Source organism: Cutibacterium porci (assembly GCF_009696315.1).
GTDB lineage: Bacteria > Actinomycetota > Actinomycetes > Propionibacteriales > Propionibacteriaceae > Cutibacterium > Cutibacterium porci.
The window spans coordinates 392,500-404,653 of sequence record NZ_VUMG01000003.1; the positions used below are offsets into that span (position 1 = coordinate 392,500).

Below are 12,154 nucleotides of genomic sequence, written 5' to 3' on the forward strand. Positions count from 1 at the left end.
GGCGGACTCGCACCTCACAGAATCACCAAGCCGTCACCCACCTCATTGAGATCAAAGGTGACCGTGTCACCCTCCTGCACATGCCCCGACAGCACCTGTCGTGCCAGCTGATCTTCCATCGTCGTCTGCATCAATCGACGCAACGGCCGGGCACCATAAACCGGATCGAAACCGGCCATAGCCAACCAGTCTTTGCCGGCGTCAGTAAGGGCGACGGTCATCCGCCGCTCGGCCAGCCGAGAATTGAGCTTGGCCAGGTTCGTTTCGACGATCCGCCCCAGATCGGCCATCGTCAGCGGGTCAAACATCACCACATCGTCGAGCCGGTTTAAAAACTCGGGGCGGAACGCGTTTCGTACCGCAGCCATGACGGCTTCACGCTTGGCCTGGTCGTCGAGGTTCGCGTCTGAGAGGAACTGGCTACCCAAGTTGCTTGTCAACACCAAGATGGTGTTACGGAAGTCCACCGTCCGTCCTTGTCCGTCGGTCAGGCGGCCGTCGTCAAGGACCTGCAACAAGATATTGAAGACGTCAGAATGAGCCTTTTCCACCTCATCAAGCAGGATGACCGAATATGGGCGGCGTCGCACGGCCTCGGTGAGCTGGCCGCCCTCTTCATACCCGACATAACCCGGAGGGGCGCCAACCAGACGCGAAACGGAGTGCTTTTCCATGTACTCGCTCATGTCGATGCGCACCATGGCGGTCTCGTCGTCAAAGAGGAACTGGGCTAGAGACTTCGCCAGTTCAGTCTTGCCGACGCCGGTGGGGCCGAGGAAGAGGAAGGACCCGGTGGGACGGTTCGGGTCAGAGATACCTGCTCTGGAGCGGCGCACCGCGTCAGAAACTGTCTTGACGGCTTGGTCCTGGCCAATAAGGCGCTCGTGCAGCCGTTCTTCCATGTGCAGCAGCTTCTCCTGCTCGCCCTGCATCATCCGCCCGACGGGGATACCAGTCCACGAAGAGACGACTTCAGCAATATCGGAGGTGCCAACCTCCTCAGAGACCATCCGGGTCCCCTCTTCCTCGGCCTTATTCGCCGCCTCGGCTTCCTTCTCCAAGGCCGGAATCTGGCCGTAGAGAATTTCAGACGCCTTACCGAAATCGCCCTCACGCTGGTATTTCTCAGCCGTAGTCCGCAGCTGGTCGATGCGCGTCTTGAGTTCACCGACCTCGTTCAGGCTGGCCTTCTCGGCCTCCCAGCGAGCCTCCAGACCACGCAAGGTCTCCTCTTTATCAGCCATCTCGGCGCGCAGCCTCTCTAGACGCTGCTTGCTAGCCGGGTCGTCCTCCTTCTCGACGGCGAAGATTTCCATCTTCATGCGGTCGACTTCGCGACGCAGGGTGTCGATCTCCTCTGGGGAGGAGTCGATCTCCATACGCAGCCGAGATGCAGCCTCGTCGATGAGATCAATGGCCTTGTCAGGAAGCTGGCGAGCGGTGATATACCGATGAGATAGGCTGGCGGCCGCAACGAGGGCACCGTCAGTAATACGCACCTTGTGGTGGGCCTCGTAGCGCTCACGCAAACCGCGCAAGATGGCGATGGTATCTTCCACTGACGGCTCGCCGACAAAGACCTGCTGGAAACGACGCTCTAGGGCCGGGTCTTTCTCAATGTGTTCGCGGTACTCGTCGAGGGTGGTGGCACCGATCATCCGCAGCTCCCCGCGTGCCAGCATCGGTTTGAGCATATTGCCGGCGTCCATGGCACCCTCACCGCTGGCCCCGGCACCAACGACAGTGTGCAGCTCGTCAATGAAGGTGATGATCTGCCCCTCGGCATCTTTAATCTCGTTCAAGACAGCCTTGAGGCGCTCCTCGAATTCGCCGCGATACTTGGCGCCAGCGACCATCGACGACAGATCCAGGGAAACGACGCGTCGCCCTTTGAGAGAGTCGGGCACATCCCCGGCGACGACGCGCTGGGCCAGTCCTTCCACGACGGCGGTTTTACCGACGCCAGGCTCCCCGATAAGAACCGGATTGTTCTTGGTGCGCCGCGCCAGCACCTGGACGACACGGCGAATCTCTTGGTCGCGTCCAATAACGGGATCGAGCTTGCCGGCACGGGCGCGCTCAGTGAGGTCAACGGAATACTTAGCGAGGGCCGACTCGCCGCCCTCGGACTCCTCAGACGTGACGCGACGGTCTCCGCGCCCCTCGTTAAAGGCTGCCGTCAGGGAATCGGGCTTGAGGCCGAGCCCGGTCAGGCCGTTCTGTACATCAGAAGGGACCGCTGTAAGAGAAATGAGCAGGTGCTCGGTCGCAACGAAGGCGTCCCCCATGGCCTCGGCGCGGTTTTGCGCATCGGCAATGACTCGGGCGAACGCCCCCGACAGCTGTGGCTGAGTGACCGAGGCACCGCTACTTGAGGGCAGGGAACGCATCGCTGCGGTGGCGATGGCGTCAATCCGCTGGGGATCAATCCCCAAACCAGCCACCAGCGGGCTGACAGTGTTGTCCGGAATCGTGAAGAGGGCGTGAAGAAGATGCGAGGGCTCCACGGACGGGTTCCCGTGGGCCAATGCGTGCCGAGTAGCGGCGGTGACCGCGTCACGGCTCATTGTGGTGAGATTGGTGTCCATTACATGCCTCACTGAAGTTGAGTTGCTATGACTCAAGTATGAACCCTAACGGGATACAGTCAAGTGAAGTTGAGTGACTGCGACTCAACTATCCCAGCGAGGCTGTTCCACTCCCACCGCAAAGTCACCGAAGAGTCCAGTCACGTCAACCAAGACGGGCACATGGCTGGACTCCCGGTGACTCACACGTGCGGCTTAACTTGACTCGTGTAGATCCCTTCTAGGGTCGCTCGCAGCTTCGACATCGTCGGTTTGAGCTCTCCACCCTGCTGGATCACCGAGGCGACGGCTTTGGCGATTTCCTGGTCTCCTCCGGGCACAAAGACGCGGGCGTAATCCTGCGGCCGGGTAGCGTCGAGCTGCTTAATGGCTTGGCCAATAAGCGGGTTCTCCTTAAGCAGCTTCGACGTGTCAGAGGTGGTGCACACCGGCATATAGCCAGTTGCAGCGGAAAGATCAATAGTGTTCTCAGCGTTGGTGAGGAAGCCAATGAACTTCGCGGCGGCAAGCTGCTTGTCTTTACTGGAGCGAGAGCAGATCGCTACGCCGGCACCGCCGGTCGGGCAGACCGAATGAGTCGTGACAGGGCCACCGGGCAAAAAGCCCACACCCACCTCGAACTTGTTGCCTACGGCTTTCTGCACTCCGACTAACGATCCTGTGGAGCCGATGGTGGCAGAGCACGCACCGGCTGCCATGTCATCGGTGGACTCGTTAGAGGAGACGCCGGCCCACTTGTCGGTGAGGACAGCGTCACGCACGAAGGTTAGGGCCTGGATGGAGTTGTCAGAATCGCAGGTGATGTCAAACGAATCTTTCTTGGACCATCCACCACCGTAGCCCCACAAAATGTTCTGCAAGGTCCAACCGGCGTAATCGGTCACCGATGGGAACTGATAGGCGTACTGAGCACCCGTCTTGGCGTTTTGGAGCTTGCCAGCCCAGGTCCTCCACTCATCCCACGTTCGGGGAGCACGATCAGGCAGACCAGCAGCCTTGAAATGGCTCTTGTTGTAGTAGAACAACGGCGTTGAGCGTGCGAAAGGTAGAGCGTACAGATGGTCCTTGTACCGGTAGTCGTCAATCAGCCCTTTGCGGTAGGCCGTGACATCAACCTTGGCGGCTTTTAGCACATCGTCGAGAGGGATGATGGCATCTTGCATGTAGTAGCGAAACCACCACACATCTGATCCGATGATGACGTCTGGGGTGTCCTGGCCGGTGAGGGCAGTCTGGAATTTCTGCGCGACCTCCTCATATGAGGAACCAGCCGGCACGATCCTGACGGCGATGCCCTCCTTAGCCTTGAAGTCGGTGCAGATCTTCGATGTGACGTCACCGGATCCGCCAGGGTTATTCGTCCAGAACGTAATCTCGGAAGCCGGTTTGACACCCGAAAAGTCAATCGCGGAAGCGCCCGTACTGCTCCCCTGAGAATTGACAGATGAAGGCCCCGAACAGGCTGCCAGACCAAGGGCCCCGACTCCAAGGGCCGCCATGGTCATCAGCCGACGCCGGCTGATGGGGTTGAGATCAGACACAGTAATGCTCTCCTTGCACGGATCGGTTTGTGTGAATCGGTTAGATCGATCTAGGTGTGACGAGTCGGATGTGATTGAGGGATTACTTGACTGCCCCCTGGGTAAGACCGGCGACGAGATATCGCTGGAGTAAGACAAAAACGACCAAAATCGGCACAATCACGAACACCGCACCTGCCATGAGAACGGGGTAGACACCAGCGTCGGAGTCAACCGCTTGTAGCGCAGTTAACCCCACCGGCAACACCATTCGTGAGGTATCAGAGGTGATAACGAGCGGCCAAATGTAGTTGTTCCACTCATCAACAATCGTCACCAGCGCGACGGTGGCAATCGCCGGAGTAGACATCGGAATCACCATCCGACATAGGCGGGTGAGGTGCCCAGCACCGTCCATCTCGGCTGCCTCCATCACGTCGACGGGCAGCGACAGAAAATGCTGCCTCAATAAAAACGTGCCGAACGCCGTGCCAAGCCCGGGCACGATGATGCCCCAATAGCTGTTGACGCCGCCCAGCTGGGAAATGAGCACGTAATTAGGGACCAACGAGACCTGTGCAGGAACCATAAGGGCCACCAGAACCAGAACGAAGATGATGTTGCGTCCTGGGAAGCGCAGGAAGGCAAACGCATAGGCACTAGTGCAGGCAAGGACTAGTTTCACCGTCGCACCAATGACTGTGACAATGACGGTATTGAGGAATAACCGTGGAAAGTTGATCGCGCGCGACGCCTGACGATAAGCATCAAAAGCCCAATGGTGAGGCCACCAAACGACATCTTGAGCCACAATCTCGGAAGGGGTTTTGAACGATCCCAACACCATCCACAACAGCGGAAGCACCACGATAAGGGTTGCAACAGTCATTGGAAGATATCCGGTAAATACCTTGGCGACGCCACTCTGCGTCCCAACAACAGACTCGTCGACGCGGCGTGGTCGAGTGATCGCCGCGCGACGAACAGCAGCGTTTAGGCTCATGAGTAGTGGACCCGCCTTTCGAGAAAACGCATCTGGATGACGGTCAAGATGAGCAAAATGACGACGAGGATTGTCGACTGGGCAGCCGAATATCCGGCACGGTTGTACGTCCCGAAGGCCTGAATGTACGAGGAATACATCAGAGTTGAGGTGCCCTGCCCCAACGGAGTCATGATCTTGATGATGTCGAAGGCTTGCAGGGACGACAGCATCGTCGTCAAGGTGAGGAAGAAGGTCGTCGGGGACAGCAGCGGCCACACCACCGACGTGAACGTGCGATGACGGGAGGCACCATCGAGGGCGGCCGCTTCAAGCAGGTCACGCGGCACCCCTTGTAATGCTGCCAGGTAGATGACAGCGCAGTAGCCGAGGTTCTTCCAGACGTAGACGATGATGACCATCACAAGGGCCAGCCGCGGGCTGTTAAACCACTGGGGAACTGGCAGCCGTGCATCCCGCAGAATCGCTGACAGCACGCCAGTGACCGGGTCAAAGATGAACGTCCACACCATGCCGATGCCGACACCCGAAAGCACGTACGGGGCGAAGACGATCGCCCGAGCGGCATTGCGTCCCACTAGCTGACGGTTGAGGACGACGGCTAATCCCAGGCCGATGAGCATTGATAGCCCCACAGTGGCGACCGTGAAGATAGCAGTCGTCGTCAGGACCGTCCCTGCGTCTCGGGTGAGAAACTCCTTGTAATTCTGGAGGCCTACCCACGTCGCGTTGGCAGAACCAAGGGTCCAGTCAAGGGCGGAATAGTAGATATTGAGAAAGAATGGCCGGTAGACGAATAGCGCAATAAGAATCGCGTTTGGAGCCACAAAAGCCACGAACAGGAGAGCTTCCCGCCGCGTTCTTGACCGCCGGGTTGAGGGCGGAATGGCAGCTGTGTGGTCTGACGCCCGACGTGTGGCCGAAGCCGTCGCGGTGTACGAAATTGCCGGTACGGCATCGTCAACTCCGATATTCACCCCAGTCCCTCCATGTGGGCAACACGAGGAGGTTAGGAGGGCGACATGACCCCGTTCCGAGTGCGAGATGACGCGAATCGGTCGGCCAGATGAACTCTCATCCGCATGTGTGGGAAAGGCCACCGCGACAGCGATGTGCACCACCCTGGCAAGATATTGCCTATGTCCGATCTGCGAACCGCACCCACACATACGGCCCTCCTCATCGGGCTGATGACATTCGGGCTGTTTTTCGGTGCGGGAAACCTCATCTTCCCCGTCGAGCTCGGGCGTCTCGCTGGCCCCAACGCCACCGTGACTGGCGCAGGATTCCTCGTCACCGCAGTCGGAATCCCCATCGTGGCCATCATCTCCTCTGCGGTGTCGGGATGCTCAAGTGTCCATGACATGACCTCGCGGGTGTCCCCTACATATGCCACGATTTTCACCTGCCTGCTGTATTTGACGATTGGTCCAGCATTCGCCATCCCGAGGACGGCCACCGTCTCTTACGAAGTCGGTGTGGCTCCCGTCCTCCACAGCGACGGCGTGGCACTGCCCATCTTCACCGTCGCGTTCTTCACCCTCGCTCTAGTCGCCGCGCTCAAACCCGGAAAGCTGATGGACTGGGTAGGGCGCTACCTGACGCCACTCTTTCTAGCCCTACTGGCTATCCTCATCGCGGCAACCCTGATCTACCCCATGCCAACCACCGCGCGCCCTCCCGAGCCGCCGTACGATCACCAGGTCTTCATGCGGGGATTTCTGGACGGCTACAACACCATGGACGCGCTAGCATCCCTAGCATTCGCCATCGTCATCGTTGAGGCGATCAATCGACGTGGCTTGACGAGCCGCCACGACGTCACCCGCATGACAATCCGTGCCGGGCTCATCGCCGCCATCCCGCTCACCCTCGTCTATGTGTCCCTGGCTTGGCTTGGTCGCACATCCACCGTCGCTGTTCCGCACGCCGACAATGGCGGTGCCGTTTTAGCCGGGGTCTCACGTCACTATTACGGAGCGGCAGGTCAAGCTCTCATAGCTGCAATTGTGCTGGTCGCCTGTCTCAAGACAGCGATCGGCTTGATCGTGGCGTGTGCCGAGATTTTTCGCCGCATGTTCCCGGCCGGGCCATCGGTTCGACTCTGGGTGGTTATCTTTAGCGTGGGGTCGGCTGTCATCGCCAATGCCGGCCTGACGACGATTATCGCCTGGTCCACCCCGGTCCTCATGTTCCTTTATCCGTTAGCGATCACGACGATTATTTTGGGGTTGCTTGATCCGTGGCTAGGCAGCAGCCGCATTCCCCACCGCGTCATGACTGGATGTGTCGTCTTGGCCGCCCTGCCCGATCTTGCGCGCTCCTTGCCCGTCCAGGGGGCGGCAACCCGCGCCATGACCCGTGCCGCCGACGCGATCCTGCCCTGGGCCTCCGACGGTCTCGGTTGGGCCCTTCCCGCCATTATTGGTCTTGCCGTCGGGTGGGCAGTCAGCCTCGTTTCGGGACGCTCGCGCCGTTGGGGTACCAGCAGCTGAGGAGCTTTAGGCGTGCGAGAGCAGATCTTCGAGCTTGGCCAGGGTGTCGTGCCAGTCGGTGACCGCGACGCACGGAACCCCCATCGCCTTGACGGGGTAATCGTTGCCGTGCTCGTCTAGCCGATCGCCGTAGAACACCACGTCCGCCTTGGAAAGGCCCGTCATTTCAAGCAGCTTGGCGATGCCGAACGATTTGTCACGACCGACTCGGGTGATGTCCACAGAGGTCGATCCCCCGGCACGCACTTCGAGGTCGGGGAGCTTCGCAGCAACCGCTTCACGCAATCTGAGTTTCTTCTCGCCGCTGGGATCCCACGCCCTCTTCGCCTCAACCGGTGCCTGCTGCCCTAGCGCGGAAAAAGTGATCTGCGACTCGCGGTCTTCCAGCACCGGGCCCCAGGTGTGTTCCTCCCACAACCCGAGGGCGCGGGCGCACGTCTCAACGGCATCCGTGGCGCGGGACTTTTCATCGTCAGTCAAGGCCTCGATGTAAATGCGCTGCCACTCACCGTCACCATAGCGGTAGTACTGGGTGCCACAGGCGGGCAGTAGGTGCAGTCGGTCCAGCCGGGAGGCGTTGACGTCGTCGAGAGCTTCGACGACCTGGGTCCGAAATTGCCCGAATTGGCCACCCGAGATGACGCACACGCTCGTATGGTCAAGGAGGCGAGCTACGGTGCGGGCCATCTGCTCGGGAAGGCGAGATTTTGAGGGAGCTAAAGTGTCGTCGAGATCAAACGCGACAAGTTCGGAGATCACGCCTGAACTGTACACGCACGACAGCGGGCCCGTGAGTTTCCTCGCGGGCCCGTTAAGGATCAAGTTGTCCAAGGATCAGGACACCGACGCAGCGTAAATCGAATCGATCGAATTGCGCAGGGTCTGGTCGAACTCCCCCTGAGACTGATCGTGGCTCAACCCTTCAGCGAGAGCACGTGAGAAACTCGCGATGAGCCCCTTATTACGGGCCAGTTTCATGTTGGCCTCGTCGCGGGAGTATCCGCCAGATAGGGCGACCACGCGAAGAACCTTCGGATCCGCGATGAAGTCGGCGTACAGATCGTCGGCGCTTGGGATCGTCAATTTGAGCATGATCTTGGCGTCGATCGGCAGAGAGTCAATATGGTCACGGATAAGGCTGTGCAGCCTCTCCTCGGCCTTTTCTTTATTCGGAGCGTGGATGTCTACCTCGGGCTCAAGGATAGGCACAAGGCCTGCGGCGCGAACCTGCTCACCAAGCTCGAATTGCTGGTCAACAATTTTCTCGATGCCGGCCTTATCGTCATCAAGAATGACGGAGCGCTCCTTGGTGCCAAAGATATGTTTCTCCTCGACGGCACGCGCCAGTAATTCGTCAAGGCCGGGGATCGGTTTCATGAGGCGTACGTGGGAATCCCCATCAGCCAAGCCCTTATCAATCTTGAGGAAGGGAACGATGCCTTTCTTCTCCCACAAATAGTCACCTGTAGGGGTGCCCTCAATTTCGCGATCCATCGTCATCTCGAACAGAATCGCTGCAAGAATGTGGTCGCTGGTAAATGATGGGCTGGTGATAATTCTGGTGCGCATCTCATGGACGAGATCAAACATTGCGGCCTTATCGTCTCCGTAGACCTCAGGTTCGACCCCATACGCTTTGAGGGCTTTCGGCGTCGAACCGCCGGATTGGTCCAGAGCGGCAATGAATCCGGGAGCAGTGCCCATGCGTTCAGTCTGCTGGGCGCGCACGTCAGTAGCTGTCATGACGACATCTCCTTCGACTTCGATGGCATAATCCAACGTACCTGAAAACGTGGGTCATGAAAGGTTTTGCGAGGAATCTCGTACCAACCCCGAACAATCCTCATCTATCCCGACGCATGACAATTCTGGGCCTCGAGTGCCGCTAGATAATGTCATTTAGAGATCGGCCATGACCGTCTCGACGACGAGAACCACGTTGAGAGCCGAGATTGCTGCCACGACGGTCCACGCTACGACAACCATGACGCGCCCATTCACCCACCGGCCCATCAGACGCCGATTGGCAGTAAACCGGGCCAACGGGACCAAAGCGAACGGCAACCCCATACTCAACAACACCTGGCTCCAGAGAAGAGCCTGAGTCGGATTTGCCCCTGATGCCAAAATGATCAACGCAGGCATAATCGTCACGAGTCGCCGGGCCAGCATCGGCACCCTCATGTGGAGAAGTCCGGCCATGATCTCGGCTCCGGCATAGGCACCGACAGAGGTGGAGGCCAAACCCGACGCGAACAGCCCGACCGCGAAAATAAGCCCCACCGCCGGCCCCAGAGAGTCACTCAAAGCGGCATGGGCCTCAGCTATGCCGTCAATACCCTCGGCACCTTGCAGACTTGCCGCAGCCAACAGCAGCATCGCGATATTCACCGATCCAGCCAACACCAGGGAAACCGCAACATCCCATCGCGTTGCCCGCAGCAGCGTGGCGATCCGTCGCGGCCTGCCGTCAGCCCCATGGCGATCGCGCACCAGAGACGAGTGCATGTACACCGCGTGCGGCATGACGGTAGCACCTAACATCGACGTGGCGAGCATGACAGTTTCGGTGCCCTCGAACCGGGGAATTAGGCCTGACGCTACCCCGCTCCACGACAGCGGCGACAAGGCAAGACCGGCGGTAAACCCTATGGTGATGACGACAAGCATCCCAATAATGACGATCTCGAAGGCGCGTTGACCATGACGTGACGGGATTGCCAGAATCGCTAGCGACAACACCCCGGTAATCACTCCGCCGACGAGCAGCGGAAGTCCGAACAGCAGTTGCAGGGCCACGGCCCCACCGATGATCTCTGCCACATCGGTGGCAGCGGCAACGAGCTCAGCCTGAAACCAGTAAGCCAGACGGCCACCACGCCGAGGCAGTGCCTCACCGACAAGTTCCGGTAGGGAATGGCCGGTAACCAGCCCTAGCTTGGCAGACAAAAACTGCACCAGCATCGCCATAATGTTGGCAGCGACGAGCACCCACACCAGCAGATAGCCATAGCCAGCTCCTGCGGCGAGGTTCGCGGCGACGTTCCCCGGGTCGACGTACGCCACAGCAGCAACGAAAGCTGGCCCCATAAGGCGTATCACCCGACTGCTCACAACGCCATCATGTCTCCTTCACACAAAGGCGTCACATCTGTCAGCTGCCCCGAGACTGGGCTGAGCCGTCGAAAAATCCACCGATGGAAGGATGCTCCGCACCACGAGCAGCCGTAGGGTCGGGGAGGTGAGCAGCATCTCAACACCCACCCGACGCACTCCGGGGCGTCTGCGCCGTGGTTATCGGTGGCTGCACACCCGTCCGATGATCCTCGACTCAGTGATGGCCTTTCTTGTGCTCGTCGTCGCGTTCACGTCATCAGATCACGACACCATATTCAGCACCGCTCACCAGGTGCGGATAGCGCTATGGGTGATAGCTGTGTGCGTATCCTGGATATGGGCACGCACCAAACCGGACGTGACCGCAGCAGTACTCGTCGCCTCTCACATTCTGCAACTAGCGGTGTACCCGTCCCCATCACCGCAAAACCTCCTGGTACCTCTCATCCTGTACCAAGTGTCACTGAAAACTGGCCCACCGCGGCGCACATTGTGGCTAGCTATGTGTGTCGTCAGTCCCATTGCTGCCGGGGTTAGTTGGGGATTCTCCCCATCCGCCCAGCTCGCTGACACTAGCTTCCGAGGCCACCTCATCTACTTCTGTGTCATCACCATCGTGTGCATGGCCTGCTGCTTAGCAGCATGGTTTGCTGGTAGCGCCGCACGAGGCAGGCATCAAACCATGGATGCGTTGCGCCAACGCGCCATCGACCTGGAGCGCGAACGCGATCAGAGCATCAGGCTGGCAACCCAAGAGGAACGAGCCAAGATCGCCCGGGATATGCACGACATCGTCGCCCACTCGTTGTCGGTCATTGTGGTGCAGGCCGACGGCGGCTCCTACCTGGCTCACCATGACGAGACCGGAGACGTCGAGACCCGCCTGGCGGCCAGCGGGCAAGCTCTAGACACGATCGCCACGACGGCCCGTCACGCCCTTGATGAGACCCGTCGCCTCGTCGGTGTGCTGCGTGACAACGACTCCGGCCCAGAGCTCGCCCCCACCCGAGGCCTTGATGACATCCCCGGCCTTATCAAGGAGATGACCGGGACGCTAGACACCACCTTGACGATCGAGGGCAGCCCGGACTGCCACGAACCGCTCTCTCAGGGTGCCGAACTTGTCTGCTACCGCGTCGTGCAGGAAGCCCTCACTAATGTTCTGAAGCACGGCGGCCCAGCGGCGACCGCCCAGGTCACCATCAGCCATCACTGCGATGACGTCACTGTGGAGATTGTCGACGACGGGCGCGGTGCTGGCGTCGCCGGCATCGAGCGCGCCGACGGGGCAGGACACGGCTTGGTGGGGATGCGCGAACGGGTGTCCGCCTGGGGTGGCACTCTGGAGGTAGGGAGTCTCCCGGACCACGGGTTCCGTGTCCACGCCGTCATCCCTGTCCATTAATCATCGCTTTGAGCCCCGAAGGACCA

The 12,154-nt window shown here is 59.7% G+C and carries 9 protein-coding genes; 2 read left to right on the forward strand and 7 right to left on the reverse strand.

Features of this window, described 5'->3' with window-relative positions; translation table 11 throughout:
• Window positions 1–14: 14 nt before the first annotated feature.
• From clpB to FYJ43_RS09310, 4 genes are all read right to left on the reverse strand, one after another.
• Window positions 15–2,588: an ATP-dependent chaperone ClpB gene (gene clpB, locus FYJ43_RS09295; RefSeq protein WP_154564110.1), complete on the reverse strand. Its 2,574-nt coding sequence runs from the start codon at window positions 2,586–2,588 to the stop codon at window positions 15–17.
• A 182-nt stretch (window positions 2,589–2,770) separates the two neighbouring features.
• The gene (locus tag FYJ43_RS09300; RefSeq protein WP_326833523.1) at window positions 2,771–4,129 is read right to left on the reverse strand and encodes an ABC transporter substrate-binding protein; all 1,359 of its coding nucleotides are present in this window, start codon (window positions 4,127–4,129) and stop codon (window positions 2,771–2,773) included.
• An 82-nt stretch (window positions 4,130–4,211) separates the two neighbouring features.
• A complete protein-coding gene (locus FYJ43_RS09305; protein ID WP_154564112.1) occupies window positions 4,212–5,111 on the reverse strand; it encodes a carbohydrate ABC transporter permease in 900 nt (299 codons plus the stop codon).
• Window positions 5,108–6,088, reverse strand: coding sequence for a carbohydrate ABC transporter permease (locus tag FYJ43_RS09310; RefSeq protein WP_326833524.1), 981 nt, complete (start codon window positions 6,086–6,088; stop codon window positions 5,108–5,110). Before FYJ43_RS09310 ends, FYJ43_RS09305 begins: the two co-directional genes overlap by 4 nt.
• A 162-nt stretch (window positions 6,089–6,250) precedes the next feature.
• On the opposite strand from FYJ43_RS09310, the gene brnQ reads away from it, so the two are divergent.
• Complete coding sequence (gene brnQ / locus FYJ43_RS09315; protein WP_154564114.1) at window positions 6,251–7,606, forward strand: branched-chain amino acid transport system II carrier protein; 1,356 nt, start codon at window positions 6,251–6,253, stop codon at window positions 7,604–7,606.
• Window positions 7,607–7,612: 6 nt separating this feature from the next.
• Here the strand turns inward: brnQ and FYJ43_RS09320 are convergent, their stop codons facing one another.
• From FYJ43_RS09320 to FYJ43_RS09330, 3 genes are all read right to left on the reverse strand, one after another.
• Window positions 7,613–8,365, reverse strand: a complete 753-nt coding sequence (locus tag FYJ43_RS09320) for an HAD-IIB family hydrolase (protein ID WP_326833525.1) — start codon at window positions 8,363–8,365, stop codon at window positions 7,613–7,615.
• 75 nt (window positions 8,366–8,440) lie between these two features.
• Entirely contained in the window at window positions 8,441–9,385 is a 945-nt protein-coding gene (locus tag FYJ43_RS09325) for a fructose bisphosphate aldolase (protein WP_195839949.1), read from the reverse strand.
• Window positions 9,386–9,505: 120 nt separating this feature from the next.
• Window positions 9,506–10,696 (reverse strand): Nramp family divalent metal transporter, encoded by a 1,191-nt coding sequence (locus tag FYJ43_RS09330; RefSeq protein WP_154564505.1) that lies wholly within the window; start codon window positions 10,694–10,696, stop codon window positions 9,506–9,508.
• A gap of 229 nt (window positions 10,697–10,925) precedes the next feature.
• Here FYJ43_RS09330 and FYJ43_RS09335 point away from each other — a divergent pair, with 229 nt between their 5' ends.
• Window positions 10,926–12,128 (forward strand): sensor histidine kinase, encoded by a 1,203-nt coding sequence (locus FYJ43_RS09335; RefSeq protein ID WP_154564507.1) that lies wholly within the window; start codon window positions 10,926–10,928, stop codon window positions 12,126–12,128.
• Window positions 12,129–12,154 lie beyond the last annotated feature (26 nt).